The organism is Bradyrhizobium sp. NBAIM01, from assembly GCF_020194115.1.
In the GTDB taxonomy this organism is placed as follows: Bacteria; Pseudomonadota; Alphaproteobacteria; order Rhizobiales; family Xanthobacteraceae; genus Bradyrhizobium; species Bradyrhizobium yuanmingense.
The window spans coordinates 91,907-110,756 of record NZ_JADYVU010000007.1 but is presented as its reverse complement, the minus strand read 5'-3'; the positions used below and the strand labels follow the sequence as shown (position 1 = coordinate 110,756).

Below are 18,850 nucleotides of genomic sequence, written 5' to 3'. Positions count from 1 at the left end.
GGAGATTGTCTTGGCCGGCCTGGGGAGCCTCGCACGTGACCTGCGACTGGCCCTAGCATTTGTGGCGAAGACCATCATTGTTTCAGATCAATGATGTGGAAATGCTGCCGCGGCGCCGGTCAAGATCCGGCCCATGATTCGCCAGTGCCGACCAAGCGCCAGGTTCCAGCCGCGGCTGCCGGCGGCCGTGACATGGCGACGCTGGAACGAGATGCGCCGCACGGCGTTCGGCAGCGAGGAGAATCCTGCCATGCCGACCAAGCCGACCATCGCCCGCGTCTGGCGCGGCCGTACCCGCCGCGACCTCGCCGACGCCTACCAGGCCTATCTGCAGGCCGAGGGCATCCCGCCACTGCGAAAGACCGCGCTCGGCGTGCAGCAATTGCGCGAGGACCGCGACGAGGAGACGTGGTTCACCACCATTTCCTATTGGGCGGACATCGCAGCCATGACGGCTTTCACCAAGGGCGAGCCGACCAAGGTCCATCATCTCGCGCGCGACGCGGAGTTTCTGATCGAGCTGCCGGAGCGCATCGAGATCCACCGCATCCTGATCGACGAGCAGGGCCTGCGGTGAAGGCCTCGCTCATCCGCTTGTCCGTGTCTTGATTCCCCGCTCCGCCGCGCTATACGTTCCCGCCATGATGTTCATCTCCACATTCTTCCCGCTGATCTGAACGGCCGAACGTCGTTCCGGCGCTCCCGCGCCACTCAGATCAAACGGCTACGCGCGCTGCGGTAGCCGAACGGAGAGATGTGCAATGCCCAAGACCGAACAGGTTGGCCTGACGCCCCGTCAGGTCCAGACCTTCATCGACGACGGTTTCGTCAAACTCGAGAATGCCTTCAGCACCGACCTTGCCAAGCAATGCAGGGACGAGCTGTGGGCGGATATCGGCCTGTCGCCGGACGAGCCCGAACATTGGACCCAGCCCGTTGTCCGGGTCGGCGCCAAAGCGACGCCCCCCTTCATTGAAGCCGCGAACACGCCGCGTCTGCACAAGGCCTATGATCAGCTCGCCGGCGAAGGGCGCTGGCTTGCGCCCAGGGGCCTCGGAACCTTTCCGATCCGCTTCCCGTCATCGCAATCGCCAGGCGACGATGGCTGGCATGTGGACATGAGCTTTGGCACAGCCCATGCCGACTTCATGGAATGGCGTGCCAATGTGAAGAGCAGCGGCCGTGCGCTGCTGATGCTCTTCCTGTTCTCGGACGTCGGAAACGATGATGCGCCCACGCGAATCCGGAAAGGCTCGCATGCGGCCATCGCGCGGGAGCTACTGCGCCATGGCGAGGCGGGCACAACGCTCCGGCAACTTGCTGCCGGCGACTGGGCGTCGAGCAGGGATTGCGAGGTTGAACTTGCGACCGGCAAGCCAGGCACCGTCTATCTGTGCCACCCGTTCCTGGTTCATGCCGCGCAACCCCACCGCGGGAAAGAGCCACGCTTCATGGCACAGCCTCCGCTGCTGCCGAAGCGCGAATTCGATCCGGCGCTGCCACCTTCGCCGATTCAGATCGCGATCCGGCGGGCTTGCGGGCTGACGGTCTAGGCCGATGACATCCGGGACCTCCGAGGGTCCCGGCGGTTGCTGTCGTCTTGCATCGTTTTGCGAAACCGCATCACGCCGGCAGCGGCACGCTCAAAGGCACGGATTCTTCACCGGTGGTCGCTTGACGGACAAGAGCGTGTTCAAAGTTGAAACTCGCAAGTCGTGCGAAGCGGACCGCAATGCAATGCTCATGGGACGAATAGGGTTGGCTTCGCACAGCTTGCGGCGATCGTCGTCGGATTGCCCGCGCACCACGTCCCCGACGTGCTGCTTACGTTGCCGAATGGCATCCTGAAGCTCCGATTTGGTCACGGGAACGATGCTGTTCTCAACGATGAACTCGTTCATGCGAGCTATCGCATCGTCCAGATCGGCTTCAAAGGCTTGATCTTCGCCCGGCTGGCAAGCTTCGGTGTAGGCTCGGACCCCGACATAAATCTCCCAACTGCATTGCACGGCCCCGCGTCCGCTGTTGTCGACCCCGGTACTCATTATCCGGTCGCCATCGCGCTCCAAAAAGAAGGACACCCCCGAGGAGAGATCTATACGTCGCGTCGCCTTGCCCTTGTCATTGACGCCGTCGACCACCTTTGCGTCGGACCGCTTCGTCAAGGCATCCCACAACGGAGACCACTGTGCCTCCTGGGCATCCGCGGTGAGGGCCGATAGCAGCAGCGCGGCAGCGACACAGATCAAGTCACTGGCTGCGGACCATGTGACGCTTAGACATCAAGGGCTTTCCAGCAGACCGTGGGGTGTGGGACGATAGCTGCGCCCGCGGCAAACGCAATCCAGAATTGCGCGACGCAAGTGTGACCCCGACCACCGTCGTCACAGTTTCCCATACACCCGCGCGGCAACCGCCTTCAGGCGCTCGACCGAGCCGGACTGCGGATGCGGCTTGACCGGGGCGAACAGGATCGAAGCCTGGCGGCCGTTCTTCCAGACATGGATGTGGACGGCGTTGCCGTTGCCCTTGGTGCAGGAATGCTCGCCGAAGGCTTCGCGGCCGAGCTCGGGGATCGCCACGTGCGTGCATGGCCCTGCACGCTTCATCATGCTGGCGGCGGTATCGCGCGAGGTCGTGATCACCGCGACGGTCATGGTGTTGGCCTCGCGATCGAACATCATGCAGCTGCCTGCCCCGGTCCGCTGCACCGTCAGCGTGCCGTTGTCGAGAAAGCCGTCGGCATCGGCGGCCGTGAGCCACTCGCAATTGCCGAACCGCTCGCTGCTCTTGCTCACATTGCCGACGGCAACGCGCGCGGCCTCAGTGATCGGCGCGAGCAGCGCATCATCGGCGCGCCGGCCGATCGGATAGACGCTGATCTGCAGAATGTAATCGCCGGACAGGGCGACGACCGAGGCCTCCTGGCGCTCCGCGCCCGCCGCGCTCGTTCCGCCCTGGCCTTCGTCGCCGATTCCGGACACTGCGCTCAGCGGCATGCGCTCACCGAGCGTCTTGACGAAGGTCGCGTACAATTCCCTGGCGCGGTCCTTGTCGGGATTGCGGAACACCGAGAGCATCATCGTGTCGCCGCGCCCGGCCTGGTAGATGCAGCCGCGGCCGTCCTGGTTCGAAATCAGCGACCATTTCAGCGCCGGCATCGCCCGGGCGAGCTCCTGGGCGCTGATGAACGGGCAGGTTTCGGCCGCGCGCGCGGGAAGCACCGAGGCGGCTGCGATGGCAAGGAATAAAACGAAGCAGGAGAATAGATGATCGATCGTGCGCATCGGACGAACTTACCATCGAAACGGCGCGCGCGACGAGATGAAACTGAGAACTGCTATCTCATTGAATTTCAGCTACACAGAATCCTATTACGCAGCCCCCGGTGCCTTCGCCACCGTCAGGTCCTTCAGGAACTGCTCCATGAGCGGCTTGTTGCCAAACCGGCGATAAGAGCGCTCTGCCTCCAACGAAAATGTCGGTTGGGCCCCTACCAAGCTTGCCATCGTCAGCTGCGCCGCTTCTATATCACCGCGCCGCCCTTGCAGCGCAGCCTGTATGAGCAGGCAGTTGGCATCGCGCGGCGCCCTTACAAGGCATTCGGAGATCACGGTAGCCGACTCATCGCGACGATCAGCGGCGTAAAGAGCCTGGCCATGCACATAGGCGTAATATTCCGGTGCCATGGGATGAAGGCGACGCGCCCGCTCGGCATTGGCAACAGCGTCCGCGTAGTCCCCGAAACGGACTTGTGCTTTTGCCAATGCCATCATGCTATCCGGGTCATTGGGATTCAGTTCGACGGCGCGCTTGGCGGCCTGCAAGCCGCCCGCATAATCGCCCTGCACCGCCAGCCCGAAGCTGATCACCTGATAGCCGAGCGAGAGATTGGGATCGAGGCGCACGGCCTGGCGCGCTTCGCTAAGACCTAGTTCCAGCTCATGCGCTGTCGCCCGACCACTCGACCTCTTGGCCACATCCGCGATGTAAGTGAGGGCCAAGCCCGCACGGGCGGCGGCATAGGCCGGGTCCATTTCCAGCGCGCGCTGATATAGGCCGCGTGCCTCCATAAGTGCTTCCGCATCCTGGACGCCATGCCGGTATCGATGACGGGCCCGCAGCAGAAGATCGTAAGCCTGGAGGTTGTCGGTCGGCCGTTGCGCGGCAGCGATGGCTTCACTTCGGCCGATATACGGCGCGAGCTGGGCGACGATTTCCGTGGTCAGCTCGCTTTGTACGGTGAAGACGTCGGCAACCTGCCTGTCGAAGCTGCGCGACCAAAGGTGCGCGCCCGATTTCACGTCGATCAGCTGCGCCGAGACGCGAAGCCGGTCCCCCTCGCGGCGCGCGCTGCCTTCCACCACGTAGGAAACGCCCAGCTTTGCCCCGAGCTTGCGCATATCGCTGTCTTGCCCGCGCACGGCATAGGTGGAGTCGCGCGCGATGATCTGAAGCTCGGAATTCCTTGCGAGCGCCGTGGTCACATCCTCGGTCAGCCCGTCTGCAAAGTACGACTGGTCGCCGCCCATGGTCGCAAAGGGCATGACCGCAACTGACGGGCGCGGGTCGGCGCGGGTCTGGTCGAAAGATAGCGCGGCCGGGAGCCGGCTGACCATCGCCGCCAGGGAAAGCGGTTGGATTTGGGTGCCGATGAGGACAAGGGCTACGGCGGCGACGCCATACGACCAGCGCGCAGCGGTACCGCGTAGAACGCGCGGGACTTTTCGCCAGCGAGACCATGATGATTGCGCGCGTCGGACCCGGTAGACGTTAAGACGGTCGGGAATGTTTTTGGCGCGCCTGCGGCCCACACGCGCGAACACGTCGCCGCGATTGCGGTCTGCGGCCATGACGACAGCGCCGCTAACAAAGATGCTGCCGGGATCGGCCATCGTCTCGAGCCGTGTGGCGACATTAACGCCGTCGCCGTACATATCGCCATTATCCTCGATGACATCACCGAGGTTGATGCCTATGCGCAGCTCAAACGGGGCGTTGTCGAACCCTTGCTGGATGGCAGAGCCCGCATCAACGGCTTCGTTGACGCTGGGAAACATCGCCAGAAACCCGTCGCCGGTCTTCTTGAAGATGCGTCCACCATGCTGCGCGACTGTGGGCTCGATCAGATTGTCGAAGACCGTGCGCAGCTCTTTATAGGTGGAGGCCTCGTTTTCGGCCATCATCAGGCTGTAGCTGACGATGTCGGCGGCCATGATCGCGGCGAGCTTGCGTTCCATCAACGGTTTCCCTGTACAGGGGCCAAGCACAACTGGCATTGCGGACATTCTACGCCAGCTTGAAATTAAACCTTCCAACCCGCATGCGGTTATCAACACAGCTCATATATTCGTGAGCAATGAGACCCGTCCGGCGGCGCGCAAGCAGCACCACTCCGCTTATACGGCTGATCCTGAGTTTCCCTGCGGGTTCCCATATGGCGACGGTGAGGCCGGCGCTGGGTCAGCGGGCCGTCGTCACCGCCCCTGATATTCGGCCCAGCAATCCGTCGTTTCATAAACGCGGACCGCCCACAGCTGCGGCAGGCTGGGCTTCAAGCGGCCCCAGATCCAGACCGCGATATTCTCGGCGGTCGGGTTCGCGAGGCCGTCGACCTCGTTCAGGCACTGGTGGTCCAGCGCCGCCATGATGCCGGCGAAGCTTTTCTCGATATCGAAGAAATCAGCGACGAAGCCGGTGTGCGGGTCGACCGGCCCATCCAGCTGGACCTCGACCCGATAGGAATGACCATGCAGCCGGCTGCACCGGTGAGTCTCGGGCACGTTTGGCAGCCGATGCGCCGCCTCGAACTTGAACGCCTGCGATATCCTCATCCAGCTCCCCACACGGCATGGCCATCCGGTCTCGGGCCGGTCTGGCGACCAGATGCTGTCCTGTCCTGACCTTTCGGCAAAGAATGGCGCGCCCGGAACGATTCGAACGTCCGACCCTCAGATTCGTAGTCTGATGCTCTATCCAGCTGAGCTACGGGCGCGTGTTTCGCAAACAGCGCGGGCGGGGCCCGCAAGCAGCCCCCGGCAGAGCCGGAGGGGGTGCGAAAGAGCGCTCTGACTAACCGCTCTTGTCCCGATTGGCAAGGTCCGGCTCGCCGGTATTTTGGGGCATTTCCGCACTTCTCTTCGTCATTCCGGGGCGCGACGAAGTCGCGAGCCCGGAATCCATAACCACCAGCCGGGGTTATGGATTCCGGGCCCGACCCTTCGGGTCGTCCCGGAATGACGGAAGGAATGGCGATGGCCCAGCTCGTTTCAGTCGGCCGCTGGCCTAGCCTTAAGCCCTCTGGCGCTCGTTGCGGATGGAGAGCAGTTCCACGGGACGGTCGGGGATGACGATGCGGAACGTGGCGCCGATGGTGCCCTCGACCAGGTGGATCTCGCCGCCATGGGCGCGGACCAGCTCGGCGGCGATGGCGAGGCCAAGGCCGCTGCCGCCGGGGCGGCCCGAGGTCTGGAAGGCCTCGAACAGGCGCTCCCGGGTCTTCGGGGGAACGCCGGGGCCGGTGTCGGAGACCTCGAGAATGGCGACGGCGCCTTCGCGCTTTCCGGTGATCCGGATCTGCTGCACGCGCCCCTCACCCGCCGCATGGCTTTCGAGCGCCTGGGCGGCGTTGCGGACGAGGTTGAGCAAGACCCGGAACAGCTGGTCGGGATCGGCGTCGACCGCGAGCCCGCGCTCGATCGCGGCGACCCAGGCGATCGAGGCGTCGTTGGCGAGCCCCGCGGTCTCCCGCACCTCCATCACAACAGGCTCGATCAGGATCATGCGGCGGTCGGGTGCGGCCTCCTGGGCGCGGCCGTAGGACAATGTCGACTGGCAGAAGGCGATGGCGCGCTCGAGCGAGCGCACGAGCTTGGGCGCAAAGCGCTGCACGCGCGGATCCGGCACGCTGGCGAGCTGATCCGACAGCAGCTGGGCCGAGGCGAGCAGATTGCGCAGATCGTGGTTGATCTTGGAGACCGCGAGGCCGAGGGCAGCGAGCCGGCTCTTCTGATTCAGCATCGACATCAGGTCGCGCTGCATGTCGGACAATTCGCGCTCGGCGACCCCGATCTCGTCGCTGCGCTGGCTCGGCACGATGATGCCGGCCGAGCTCTCGGGATTCTCGTGGAAGCCGACCAGGCTCGCGGTCAGCCGCCGCATCGGGCGCACGAAGAGATAATGAAGCGCGAGATAGACGAGGCCCGCGGTCAGCACCGCGATGATCAACGCGACCACGACGAGGTTGCGGGAGAAGCGGTACATCTGCTTCCGCAGCGGCAGCTCGTCGGTGACGATCTCGATGAACTGGGCATTGCCGACCCCGGGGCCGACGATGCGGATGGCCTGGTTGCCGGTCTCCAGCATCATCCGGAACGAGCCGGTGATGGCCTCCCAGGCCGTCATGTCGCGCAGGTCGATGTCGTGCTCGATGGCGGCCGGAATGTTGTCGCTGGCGAGCAGCCGGCGCTGCTGGCCCATCTTGATGGCAACAGCACGGGCGTTGATGCTCTTCAGGATCTGCCGCGACAGCGAATCGGGGACCATGCCGAGCGGCGCCGCATCCAGCACCAGCGCCGCGGTGTTGGCCGCCGCGACGCGATCATTCAGCCGGTTGACCCAAAAATTCGCGATGGCTGGCACGTAGAGCAGCACCGCGGCGATCATCACCAAGGGAATGGTGAGCAGCAGCAGCTTGCCGGACAACCCGAGCCCGCGCGAGCCGCGGGGCCGCGTCGCCGGCTGGTCTGGCTGATCCAGATCCTGGATCGGCTGGCGATCTGTGGCTGGCACGAAACTCGCCCCTGTTGGCCTTGGCTGATGGAGGATGCGACCCGACCGATGTCCGGTCAAATTACGGATCGCTAATCTGCCGAGGTGTGATGTAAGCGCTGATAGCGCGAGTCGCCACCTCAAGGGTTAAAAACGCCGCGCAAACAGCGATATTCACCACAATCGCGCGCTTGTGCGGCGTTGACGAAGACAAGGCGCTCCCTTATAAGCCGCGCGAATTGTCCGCGATGACCCGGTGCGACACCGGGAGCGGCTCTCTTGGGGCCGAAAAAGGGCCCGTTTTGGGCCGTATCTTCCGGACTTTACCATCAATTCTACAGGCAAATTGCCCGGTCAGCGGAGAAAAACCCGTGAAGCGGACTTATCAACCCAGCAAACTGGTGCGCAAGCGCCGTCACGGCTTCCGCGCCCGTCTCGCCACTGCCGGCGGCCGCAAGGTTCTCGCCGCCCGCCGCGCCCGCGGCCGCAAGCGTCTGAGCGCCTGAGCCGGACCCCCTTTTTGGGATTTCATCATGGATCGGCTGAGGCAGCGGGCGGATTTCCTCGCCGTTGCCAATGGCGCGCGGGTGAATAGTCCCGCGTTCGTCCTGCAAAGCCGCCGCCGCGATGATTCCGGCCCTGTCAGGATCGGCTTCACCGTCACCAAGAAGAACGGCAACGCCCCCGAGCGCAATCGCATCCGGCGCCGGTTGCGCGAACTGGTGAAGCGGCTCGATCCGACATCGATGCAGCCCCACCATGATTATGTCCTGGTCGGACGAAAGGACGCGCTCTCGCGCGACTTCGCCACCATGCTCGACGATCTGCGCATAGCGTTCACGAAGCCCGCGCGGCATACGGCCAAAGCGCGCGGCCACAGGCCGGGTCACGCCGCAGCGACCAGCCGCAAACCGGATTGATGACGAGACAATCGAGATGACCGACAATCGCAATACCATCCTCGCCGTCATTCTGTCCGGCCTGGTGCTGATCGCCTGGCAGTACTTCTACAACGTGCCGCAGATGGAGAAGCAGCGCGCCCAGCAGCAGGCGCAGTCCGAGCTCCAGAAGGGCAGCACGCCGCAGCCGGGCGCGTCCCCGACGCCGGGCAGCGCGCCGCAGCCCGGCGCGGCCCAGCCGTCGACGCCGGCCGCGAGCCCGCCCCAAGCGGTCGTTTCGCGCGAGACTGCCATTGCAGCGAGCCCGCGCGTCAAGATCGAGACGCCGCGGATCGCCGGCAGCATCTCGCTGAAGGGCGGCCGCATCGACGACATCGCGCTGGTGCAATATCGCGAGACGGTCGATCCGAAATCGCCGCCGATCGTCCTCTATTCGCCGTCGGGCACGGCGGAGCCCTATTACGCCGAGTTCGGCTGGGTTGCAGCGACGGGCGTGACGGCAAAGATGCCGGATGCCCAGACCGTCTGGCAGCAGGAGGGCAGCGGCAGCCTGACGCCGTCGACGCCCGTGGTGCTGAAATGGGACAATGGCGACGGCCTGACTTTCCGCCGCACCATCGCCGTCGACGACCATTATCTCTTCACCATCAAGGACGAGGTGAGCAATGTCGGCAACGCGCCCGTCACGCTCTATCCGTTCGCGCTGATCTCGCGCCACGGCGCGCCGCATGTCTCCGGCTACTATATCCTGCATGAGGGCTTGATCGGCTATCTCGGCGAACACAGGCTGCAGGAATATGCCTACAGCAAGATCGACGAAGCCAAGCAGGTGAACTTCAAGGCCACCAATGGCTGGCTCGGCATCACCGACAAATACTGGGCCTCCGCGCTGCTGCCGGATACCAACGCCCAGCTCCAGGCGCGCTTCTCGTCCAACCCGGTCGGCAAGGTCCATACCTACCAGACCGACTATCTGCTCGACCCCGTCACAGTCGCGATCGGCGGCACCGCGACGGCCAACGCGCGGCTGTTCGCAGGCGCCAAGGAAGCCGGCGTGGTCGGCATCAACTTCCCGCTCGCGGGCCTCGGCGGCTACAACAAGGCGCTCGGCCTCAACCAGTTCGACCTGCTGATCGACTGGGGCTGGTTCTATTTCCTCACCAAGCCGATGTTCCTCGGCCTCGACTTCTTCTTCCGCTTCTTCGGCAATTTCGGCGTCTCGATCCTGCTCGTCACGGTGATCGTGAAGCTGTTGTTCTTCCCGCTGGCGAACAAGTCCTACGCCTCGATGGCGAAGATGAAGTCGATCCAGCCGCAGCTGCTGGCACTGAAGGAGCGCTATCCCGACGACAAGGTGAAGCAGCAGCAGGAGATGATGGAGATCTACCGCAAGGAGAAGATCAATCCGGTCGCCGGCTGTCTGCCCGTGCTGATCCAGATTCCGGTGTTCTTCGCGCTTTACAAGGTGCTGTTCGTCACCATCGAGATGCGGCACGCGCCGTTCTTCGGCTGGATCAAGGACCTCTCCGCGCCTGACCCGACCAACCTCTTCAACCTGTTCGGGCTGCTCCCGTTCGATCCGACCACGATTCCGGTGTTCGGCTATTACCTCGCGCTCGGCATCTGGCCGATCATCATGGGCATCACGATGTGGATCCAGATGAAGCTGAATCCGACGCCGCCGGATCCGACCCAGCAGATCATCTTCAATTGGATGCCGCTGATCTTCACCTTCATGCTGGCGGGATTCCCGGCGGGCCTCGTGATCTACTGGGCCTGGAACAACCTGCTCTCGGTGGTCCAGCAGGGCTACATCATGCGCCGCAACGGCGTGAAGGTGGAGCTGTTCGACAACATTCGGAACTCGTTCAAAAAAAAAGTGACGACTGAGGCAACGTAGCCGTCGTTGCGGAACCGAGCTGCCTCCACAACGTCATGCCCGGGCTTGTCCCGGGCATCCACGTTTTGGAGGTACCGCGGCGACAGACGTGGACGGCCGGGACGAGCCCGGCCATGACGAGGGGATAGATCCTTCTCATGGACGAGAAAAAAGACGGCAAGCTGATCGAGGCCGGGCGAAAACTGTTCGCCCGCGACTGGCAGTTCATCTGGGCCTCCCCTTCGATCGAAACGCTGCCGCCGATGGCGGGGCTGGAGATCGCCTTTGCCGGGCGCTCCAATGTCGGCAAGTCGAGCCTGATCAACGCGCTCACGGGCCGCAACGCGCTGGCGCGCACCTCGCATACGCCGGGCCGCACCCAGGAGCTGATCTTCTTCGAGGTCCCCGGCAAGAACGACCTGCGCCTCGTCGACATGCCCGGCTACGGCTATGCCAAGGCGCCGAAGAGCCAGGTCGCGTCCTGGACCGAGCTGATCCACAAATTCCTGCTGGGGCGCGCCAGTCTCGCGCGCGTCTACGTGCTGATCGATGCGCGGCACGGGATCAAGGATGTCGATCTCGAGGTTCTGAAGACGCTCGACCGCTCCGCCGTCAGCTACCAGATCGTGCTGACCAAGGCCGACCAGGTGAAAGTTGCCGAGCTGCAAGCACGCATCGCCGAGACCGAGGCCGTGCTCGCCAAGCATCCGGCCGCTTTCCCGACCGTGCTCGCGACCTCGTCGCGCAGCGCGACCGGCATGGCCGAGCTTCGCGCCGCGATGGCGAAGCTCCTGGAAGAGCGGGCCTCGTGATGGCAGCGCACCGCCTGCTGATCGGGCTTGCCGGCTTGATGGGCGCCGCCGGCGTCGCGCTGGCCGCCGCGTCCGCCCATGGTGCCGACGCGAGCCGTCTTGCCTCCGCCAGCGCCATGCTGCTGTTTCATGCAAGTGCCATACTTGCGACCATCGCCTTGCTCACGCGCGGCCTTCTGCACGGCGGAATTGGAATCGTGGCGACGTTCGGCTTCGCGATCGGTGCCGCGCTGTTCGCAGGCGACCTCACCTTGCGGCAGTATGCCGGGCACGCGCTGTTTCCGATGGCGGCGCCGACGGGCGGGATGGTGATGATTGCGAGCTGGCTGGCGGTAAGCGTGGCGTCGGTGGCGGCGAAGCGCTGAATCCGTAGCCCGGATGGAGCGAAGCGCAATCCGGGGCCGGTGTCTGCGGCGACGAATCCCGGATTACGCTGCGCTCCATCCGGGCTACATAGCTGCCACACCTTTGCGCTGTCCCCGCCAATCGGATAGAACGCGCACCATTCGACCCGCCAGCGAGACCGCGACATGACCGACATCTCTCCGCTCGACCAGGCCCGCATCCTGTCCGAAGCGCTGCCGCACATGCAGCAATATGACGAGGAAACCATCGTCATCAAATATGGCGGCCATGCCATGGGCGACGAGGAGACCGCGAAGAACTTTGCCCGCGACATCGTGCTCTTGGAGCAGACCGCGATCAATCCGGTGGTGGTGCATGGCGGCGGGCCGCAGATCGCGACCATGCTCAAGCGTCTTGGGATCGTCTCGGAATTCGCCGCGGGCCTGCGCATCACCGATGCCGCGACCATCGAGATCGTCGAGATGGTGCTCGCCGGCTCCGTCAACAAGCAGATCGTCGGCTACATCAACGAGGCCGGCGGCAAGGCGGTGGGCCTGTCGGGCAAGGACGGCAACATGGTGAAGGCGACCAAGACGACGCGCACCATCGTCGATCCCGACTCGAACATCGAGAAGGCGATCGATCTCGGCTTCGTCGGCGACCCCGAGAAGGTCGACCTCACTTTGCTCAACCAGCTGATCGGCTACGAGCTGATCCCGGTGCTGGCGCCGCTCGCAACCTCGAAAGAGGGCCAGACGCTGAACATCAACGCCGACACCTTTGCAGGGGCCGTCGCCGGCGCGCTGAAGGCCAAGCGCCTGCTGCTGCTCACCGACGTGCCCGGCGTGCTCGACAAGTCGAAGAAGCTGATCCCACAATTGTCGGTGAAGGACGCGCGAAAACTGATCGCCGACGGCACCATCTCCGGCGGCATGATCCCGAAGGTCGAGACCTGCATCTACGCGCTGGAACAGGGCGTCGAGGGCGTCGTCATCATCGACGGCAAGATGCAGCACGCGGTGCTGCTCGAGCTCTTCACCAACCAGGGCACGGGCACGCTGATCCACAAGTGATGCGGGAACGCGAGCAGCGGAAGAAGGTCGTCATGCCCGGGCTTGTCCCGGGCATCCACGACCTTTCTTCTCGCGGCAAAGACGTGGATGGCCGGGTCAAGCCCGGCCATGACGATTTGAGAGAGCGTCATCTACGCCGCTCCCCCCTCACCCGCTTCCTGATGACGCTGCCTGCCGCAACTGTCTCCTTCTTCTTCTCCTCGGCGCCGGCGATCGCCGACCTCAAGATCTGCAACCGCATGTCCTATGTGGTCGAGGCCGCGATCGGCATCGACGACAAGGCGGCCACCGCGACGCGCGGCTGGTTCAGGATCGATCCCGCCGCCTGCCGCGTGGTGGTGCAGGGCACGCTGACCGCCGACCGCATCCTGCTCAACGCGCGCGCGCTCGGCGTCTACGGCGCGTCGCCGATCCCGCAAAGCGGCAACGACATGCTGTGCGTCGCGCAGGACAATTTCGTCATCGCGGCGGCCAGGCAGTGCCGCAGCGGCCAGACGCAGGTTCCCTTCACACAGGTGACGCCGACGCAAAGCCCGGACGGCAACCTCGTCGCTTATCTCGCCGAGGATTCCGAATATGACGACGAGCAGGCGCGCCTCGCCGGCATCCAGCGGCTCCTGGTGATCGCAGGCTACGACGCCGCGCCGATCGATGGCGTCGACGGGCCGAAGACGCAGAGCGCGCTGGCCGCATTCCTGAAGAGCCGGGGCTTGTCGTCCGACATCGTGGGCTCGCAGAACTTCTTCAAGACCATGGTCGATGCCGTGCAGACGCCGTCCGCGACCGGCCTCACCTGGTGCAACGACACGCCGCACAAGGTGATGGCGGCGATCGCGACCGACGACGGCAAGGCGGTGACCAGCCGCGGCTGGTATCGCATCGATCCCAAGACCTGCCTGCACCCCGATGTATCAGGCCAGCCGAAGCAGATCTTCAGCTTCGCGGAAGCGGTCGACGCCGACAACCGAATCGTCAAGCTTAAGGACAAGCCGCTGAATTGGGGCGGCGACAGGCAGCTCTGCACACGCGAGACCAAGTTCGAGACCAGCGAGCAGACCGATTGCGGCGCGCGCGGCTTTGCGCCAACGGGCTTCGGCGCGGTAGACATCTCGAGCGGCGGCAAGACGCTGCGCTTTGCCGTGCCGTGAGATTGGCGCAATGATCAGCACGCAAGCATCCACAAGCTCCGCCGTCGTCCCCGCGAAGGCGGGGACCCATAACCCCAGGGAGTGGTTGCGGAGGGAAGCTGGTCACCCCGAGTCTTCGCAAAACTCCTCCCTGGGGTTATGGGTCCCGGGCTCGCGCTTCGCGCGCCCCGGGACGACAAGTTGAGAATGCCGATATGACCTTCCCCCGCAGCTTCAACCATGTCGACACCTGGGTGTTCGACCTCGACAACACGCTCTATCCGCATCACGTCAATCTGTGGCAGCAGGTCGATGCGCGGATCGGGGAGTTCGTCTGCAACTGGCTGAATGTCGGCCCGGAGGAAGCGCGGGCGATCCAGAAAGACTATTATCGCCGCTTCGGCACCACGATGCGCGGCATGATGACCCTCCACGGCGTCTCCGCCGACGACTACCTCGCCTATGTCCACAAGATCGACCACTCTCCGCTGGAGCCGAATCCGGCGCTTGGCGCGGCCATCGCAAAGCTGCCGGGCCGCAAGCTGATCCTCACCAACGGCTCGGTCGACCATGTCGATGCCGTGCTGGCGCGGCTCGGCTTCGCCGACCATTTCGACGGCGTGTTCGACATCATCGCCGCCGAGTTCGAACCGAAGCCGGCGGAGCAGACCTACCGCAAGTTCCTCGGCCAGCATGCGGTCGATCCGACCCGCGCCGCCATGTTCGAGGACCTCGCCCGCAACCTCACCGTCCCCTACCGGCTCGGCATGACCACCGTGTTGGTGGTGCCCGACGGCACCAAGGAGGTGGTGCGCGAGGACTGGGAGCTGGAAGGCCGCGACGCCGCCCATGTCGACCACGTCACGGATGATCTGGCGGGGTTTTTGGCAAAGTTGTCGGGGTGATTTCGTAGCCTGGATGGAGCGCAGCGTAATCCGGGGCTGGCGTAGCTGCGGAGAGACTGTCCCATTGCGCTTCGCTCCATCCGGGCTACGGGTCTTCCCGGGTGGTGATCCAGAACGCAGCCTTGACTCCGCTCCGCCAAATCCCGAAAAAGCGCTCCAATTCTCGCGAAACCACGCGCTTCCCAGAGGAAATCACGATGTCCCTTGCAGCCCTCGAATCCACCATCAACAGCGCCTTCGAGGCGCGTGAAGGCATCTCGACCACGACCAAGGGCGAGGTGCGCGAGGCCGTCGACCAGTCGCTGGAGATCCTTGACAAGGGCGAGGCGCGCGTTGCCGAGCGCGGCAGCGACGGCAAGTGGAAGGTCAATCAATGGCTGAAGAAGGCCGTGCTGCTGTCGTTCCGCCTCAACGACATGGACGTCATTGGCGGCGGCCCCGGCAAGGCAAGCTGGTGGGACAAGGTGCCCTCGAAGTTCGAAGGCTGGGGCCCGAACCGCTTCCGCGATGCCGGTTTTCGCGCGGTGCCCGGCGCGATCGTCCGCCGCTCGGCCTTCATCGCCAAGAACGTCGTCTTGATGCCGTCCTTCGTCAATCTCGGCGCCTATGTCGATGAGAGCACGATGGTCGACACCTGGGCCACCGTCGGCTCCTGCGCGCAGATCGGCAAGCGCGTGCACATCTCGGGCGGCGCCGGCATCGGCGGCGTGCTCGAGCCGCTGCAGGCCGAGCCGGTCATCATCGAGGACGATTGCTTCATCGGCGCGCGCTCGGAAGTCGCCGAAGGCGTGATCGTGCGCAAGGGCGCGGTGCTGGCGATGGGCGTGTTCCTGGGAGCCTCGACCAAGATCGTCGACCGCGAGACCGGCGAGGTCTTCATGGGCGAAGTGCCCGAATATTCCGTCGTGGTGCCCGGCGCGCTGCCCGGCAAGCCGATGAAGAACGGCCAGATCGGCCCGAGCACCGCTTGCGCCGTGATCGTCAAGCGCGTCGACGAGCGCACGCGGTCGAAGACCAGCATCAACGAGCTGCTGCGGGATTGATGCAAGGCGAGTAGCGAATGGCCAGTGGCGAATAGGGCGCCAATCCTACTTGCCATTCACCATTCACCATTCGCTGCTAGGATCGAACCCACCCTCCCTCCATCGCGACCAATTTCCGGGCGGCCATTCCGCCCGGAGCCACTCGCATGGACTGGATCTGGTACCTATTCCGCTTCGACGGCCGCATCAATCGCGCCCTGCTGTGGCAGGCGCTGCTGATCGTTGCGCTGCTGGCAGGCTTGCTGGAGGTGATCGGTCAGATCATTCATCTGCCCAATGCCGACGGATCGTTGAAGCTCTCGCTCAAGCTCGATTTCGGCCTTGGCGATCTGTTCAAGCTGGCCGATCCCCGGGAACACCCTTCACTCGCGTCTACCGACCGCGCGCCCCTGATCCTGAGGGCATTCGGCATGTCGCTGTTCCTGTGGGTCTATCTGGCAACGGCGATCAAGCGGCTGCACGACCGTGACAGGAGCGGCTGGTGGCTCGTTCCGTTTTTCCTCGTGCCCGGCCTGTTCAACCAGTTCTCGGACCTGCTCCCCGACACCAGCGTGATGCTTCTTTTCAACCTCGCCGCTTCGATGCTGTGGCTGTGGGGTCTCGTCGAGATGCTCTGCGTGCCCGGCACTGTCGGCGATAACCGGTTCGGGCCTGATCCGCTGGCCGGGATCGCGTATGAGTCCACGCCCGCCTCGCCGCCTGCGAAGAGCTGGGACCAGGGCCGCGAGATCGAAATTGTTCCGCCCAGCGCTAGCCCACCCGGCGGCATGCATGTTAAGCGGGGCGCATGACCGATGCCCTCTCGATCGCCCGCGACCTCATCCGTTGCCCCTCAGTCACTCCGGCCGATGCCGGCGCGCTCGGGGTGCTCGAAAAAATCCTGGGCGCTGCCGGTTTCACCTGTCACCGCGTGACCTTCAGCGAGGAAGGCACCGCCGACGTCGACAATCTCTACGCTCGGATCGGCACCGACGGTCCGCACATCACCTTCGCAGGCCACACCGATGTGGTGCCGCCCGGCGACGAGAGCGCCTGGAGCGTCGGCGCGTTCTCCGGAGAGGTGAAGGACGGCGTGCTGCATGGCCGCGGCGCGGTCGACATGAAAGGCGGCATCGCCTGCTCGGTCGCCGCGGTGCTGGAGCATCTCGCCGCCAACGGCGGCAAGCCGCGCAGCGACGGAAAGGGCTCGATCTCGTTCCTGATCACCGGCGACGAGGAAGACGTCTCGATCAACGGCACCATCAAGCTGCTGAAATGGGTCGCCGAGCGCGGCGAGAAATTCGACCATTGCGTGCTCGGCGAGCCCTCCAACGTCGAGGCGCTCGGCGACACCATCAAGATCGGCCGGCGCGGCTCGCAATCCGGCACGCTCGTCGTCGACGGCGTGCAGGGCCACGTCGCCTATCCGCACCGCGCCTCCAATCCGGTGCCTGATATCTCGCGGCTGATCGTCGCGATCTCCGACGAGCCGCTCGACCATGGCAGCGCGCAATTCCAGGCGTCCAATCTCGAATTCGTCTCGGTCGACGTCGGCAACAAGGCCTTCAACGTCATCCCCGGCGAGGCCCGCGCAAGATTCAACATCCGCTACAACGACAACCACACCCAGGCGAGCTTGCGTGAATTGGTGGAGACGCGTCTCGCCAAAGCCTGCGGCAACCGCATCAAGGCCCGCATCGTGTGGGAGCCCTCCAACTCGAACGTGTTCGTGACCAAGCCGGGTCCGTTCACCGATCTCGCGGTCTCCGCGATCGAGGAGGTGACGGGACGCAAGCCCGAGCTGTCGACGTCAGGCGGCACGTCGGATGCGCGGTTTATTTCAAGCTATTGCCCCGTGATCGAGTTCGGCCTGGTCGGGCAGACCATGCACCAGATCGACGAGCGCGTGCCGGTGGCGGATCTGGAGAGGCTGACGAAAGTGTATCGCGGGATTTTGGCGCGGTATTTTGCTTGAGGCAGTGTTGCCTCCACAAACACGACCGTCATCGCCCGGCTTGACCGGGCGATCCAGTATTCCAGAGACGGCAGTGATTGAGCCGAGAGGCCGCGGCGTACTGGATGCCCCGGTCAAGCCGGGGCATGACACCGAGGTTTGGCGAGAGCATGCCCGCTCTCTGCGCCGCTCGCCTAATAATCCACCTTCATCAAATACAGCCCCTCGGGCGGGGCGACAATGCCGCAGGCGGTGCGGTTGCGGGCTTTGAGTGCGGCGGAGAGATCGTCGGCGGTCCAGCGGCCCTCGCCGACCCAGACCAGGGATCCCACCATCGAGCGCACCTGGCTGTGCAGGAACGAGCGCGCCGAGGTGATGACGTTGATCTCGCGGCCATCGCGGATCACGTCCAGCTGGTCGAGCGTCTTCTCCGGCGATTTGGCCTGGCACTCGGTGTCGCGAAAGGTGGTGAAATCGTGCTTGCCGAGCAGGCGCTGCGCCGCCGCGTGCATTGCGTCGGCATCGAGCTTGCGCGGCACGCGCCAGGCGTGGCCGACATCGAGCGCGAGATTGGCGCGAGTGTTGACGATGCGATAGCGGTAGTGGCGCTTGACCGCCGAGAAGCGCGCCTCGAAATCGTCGGGCACGATCTCGGCCTCGAGCACCGCGATCGGATGCGGGCGCAGATGCGCGTTGAGCCCGTCGCGAAAACGGCCCGGCGGAAACTGCTTGTCGACGTCGACATGGGCGACCTGGCCGCGCGCATGCACGCCGGCATCGGTGCGGCCGGCACCGTGCACGCGCAGATCCGCCCCGGTCATCGCCTTCACGGCCGCCTCGAGCGCGCCCTGCACCGACGGCAGCGTGTCCTGCACCTGCCAGCCGAAGAACGGCGCGCCGTCATATTCGATGGTGAGCTTGTAGCGGGGCATCGTGTCCAGTTTCGTCGTCATTGCCCGCCTTGTGCGCTGTTGCGCACTGGGGCGGACAATCCAGTACTCCGCAGCTTATCCGATTGACCGAGAAGCCTCGGCGTACTGGATACCCCGCCTTCGCGGGGTATG

The 18,850-nt window shown here is 64.5% G+C and carries 19 protein-coding genes and 1 tRNA gene; 13 read left to right on the top strand and 7 right to left on the bottom strand.

Annotation, left to right across the window (positions count from 1 at the left end):
* The first annotated feature begins 250 nt into the window (after positions 1 to 250).
* Positions 251 to 577 (top strand): hypothetical protein, encoded by a 327-nt coding sequence (locus I6F31_RS22750; protein ID WP_036014049.1) that lies wholly within the window; start codon positions 251 to 253, stop codon positions 575 to 577.
* Between the two features lie 184 nt (positions 578 to 761).
* Entirely contained in the window at positions 762 to 1,553 is a 792-nt protein-coding gene (locus tag I6F31_RS22745; RefSeq protein WP_225186146.1) for a phytanoyl-CoA dioxygenase family protein, read from the top strand.
* Positions 1,554 to 1,643: 90 nt separating this feature from the next.
* Here the strand turns inward: I6F31_RS22745 and I6F31_RS22740 are convergent, their stop codons facing one another.
* The 6 genes from I6F31_RS22740 to I6F31_RS22715 form a co-directional block, all read right to left on the bottom strand.
* Positions 1,644 to 2,165 (bottom strand): hypothetical protein, encoded by a 522-nt coding sequence (locus tag I6F31_RS22740; protein ID WP_225186145.1) that lies wholly within the window; start codon positions 2,163 to 2,165, stop codon positions 1,644 to 1,646.
* 219 nt (positions 2,166 to 2,384) lie between these two features.
* On the bottom strand, positions 2,385 to 3,287 hold the full coding sequence (locus tag I6F31_RS22735) for a hypothetical protein (RefSeq protein ID WP_225186144.1): 903 nt from the start codon (positions 3,285 to 3,287) through the stop codon (positions 2,385 to 2,387).
* Between the two features lie 87 nt (positions 3,288 to 3,374).
* Positions 3,375 to 5,240: a tetratricopeptide repeat protein gene (locus I6F31_RS22730; RefSeq protein WP_225140599.1), complete on the bottom strand. Its 1,866-nt coding sequence runs from the start codon at positions 5,238 to 5,240 to the stop codon at positions 3,375 to 3,377.
* A gap of 237 nt (positions 5,241 to 5,477) precedes the next feature.
* Entirely contained in the window at positions 5,478 to 5,834 is a 357-nt protein-coding gene (gene queD / locus I6F31_RS22725) for a 6-carboxytetrahydropterin synthase QueD (RefSeq protein WP_036041751.1), read from the bottom strand.
* Positions 5,835 to 5,918: 84 nt separating this feature from the next.
* Positions 5,919 to 5,995, bottom strand: a tRNA-Arg gene (locus I6F31_RS22720).
* 296 nt (positions 5,996 to 6,291) lie between these two features.
* Positions 6,292 to 7,791, bottom strand: a complete 1,500-nt coding sequence (locus I6F31_RS22715; protein ID WP_036014057.1) for a HAMP domain-containing sensor histidine kinase — start codon at positions 7,789 to 7,791, stop codon at positions 6,292 to 6,294.
* A gap of 350 nt (positions 7,792 to 8,141) precedes the next feature.
* On the opposite strand from I6F31_RS22715, the gene rpmH reads away from it, so the two are divergent.
* From rpmH to dapE, 11 genes are all read left to right on the top strand, one after another.
* On the top strand, positions 8,142 to 8,276 hold the full coding sequence (gene rpmH / locus I6F31_RS22710; protein ID WP_008542748.1) for a 50S ribosomal protein L34: 135 nt from the start codon (positions 8,142 to 8,144) through the stop codon (positions 8,274 to 8,276).
* Positions 8,277 to 8,303: 27 nt separating this feature from the next.
* Positions 8,304 to 8,690: a ribonuclease P protein component gene (gene rnpA / locus I6F31_RS22705; RefSeq protein WP_109145452.1), complete on the top strand. Its 387-nt coding sequence runs from the start codon at positions 8,304 to 8,306 to the stop codon at positions 8,688 to 8,690.
* A gap of 16 nt (positions 8,691 to 8,706) precedes the next feature.
* Positions 8,707 to 10,569: a membrane protein insertase YidC gene (yidC, locus tag I6F31_RS22700; protein WP_225150860.1), complete on the top strand. Its 1,863-nt coding sequence runs from the start codon at positions 8,707 to 8,709 to the stop codon at positions 10,567 to 10,569.
* A 137-nt stretch (positions 10,570 to 10,706) separates the two neighbouring features.
* Positions 10,707 to 11,360: a ribosome biogenesis GTP-binding protein YihA/YsxC gene (gene yihA, locus I6F31_RS22695; protein ID WP_225150858.1), complete on the top strand. Its 654-nt coding sequence runs from the start codon at positions 10,707 to 10,709 to the stop codon at positions 11,358 to 11,360.
* Entirely contained in the window at positions 11,360 to 11,725 is a 366-nt protein-coding gene (locus I6F31_RS22690; protein WP_225186210.1) for a DUF423 domain-containing protein, read from the top strand. The genes yihA and I6F31_RS22690 overlap by 1 nt, the downstream gene beginning before the upstream one ends.
* Positions 11,726 to 11,890: 165 nt before the next feature.
* Positions 11,891 to 12,778: an acetylglutamate kinase gene (gene argB, locus I6F31_RS22685; RefSeq protein WP_036014067.1), complete on the top strand. Its 888-nt coding sequence runs from the start codon at positions 11,891 to 11,893 to the stop codon at positions 12,776 to 12,778.
* Between the two features lie 161 nt (positions 12,779 to 12,939).
* Positions 12,940 to 13,926: a DUF1036 domain-containing protein gene (locus I6F31_RS22680; RefSeq protein ID WP_225186209.1), complete on the top strand. Its 987-nt coding sequence runs from the start codon at positions 12,940 to 12,942 to the stop codon at positions 13,924 to 13,926.
* A gap of 194 nt (positions 13,927 to 14,120) precedes the next feature.
* Positions 14,121 to 14,810 carry a pyrimidine 5'-nucleotidase gene (locus I6F31_RS22675; RefSeq protein WP_036014081.1) on the top strand — a complete coding sequence of 230 codons (690 nt, stop codon included), beginning with the start codon at positions 14,121 to 14,123 and terminating at the stop codon, positions 14,808 to 14,810.
* 197 nt (positions 14,811 to 15,007) lie between these two features.
* Positions 15,008 to 15,853: a 2,3,4,5-tetrahydropyridine-2,6-dicarboxylate N-succinyltransferase gene (gene dapD / locus I6F31_RS22670; RefSeq protein ID WP_074448081.1), complete on the top strand. Its 846-nt coding sequence runs from the start codon at positions 15,008 to 15,010 to the stop codon at positions 15,851 to 15,853.
* 146 nt (positions 15,854 to 15,999) lie between these two features.
* Positions 16,000 to 16,644: a DUF805 domain-containing protein gene (locus I6F31_RS22665; RefSeq protein WP_036014086.1), complete on the top strand. Its 645-nt coding sequence runs from the start codon at positions 16,000 to 16,002 to the stop codon at positions 16,642 to 16,644.
* Positions 16,641 to 17,807, top strand: a complete 1,167-nt coding sequence (gene dapE / locus I6F31_RS22660) for a succinyl-diaminopimelate desuccinylase (RefSeq protein ID WP_225186143.1) — start codon at positions 16,641 to 16,643, stop codon at positions 17,805 to 17,807. The genes I6F31_RS22665 and dapE overlap by 4 nt, the downstream gene beginning before the upstream one ends.
* Positions 17,808 to 17,980: 173 nt before the next feature.
* Here the strand turns inward: dapE and truA are convergent, their stop codons facing one another.
* A complete protein-coding gene (gene truA / locus I6F31_RS22655; RefSeq protein WP_036014097.1) occupies positions 17,981 to 18,718 on the bottom strand; it encodes a tRNA pseudouridine(38-40) synthase TruA in 738 nt (245 codons plus the stop codon).
* Positions 18,719 to 18,850: the final 132 nt, after the last annotated feature.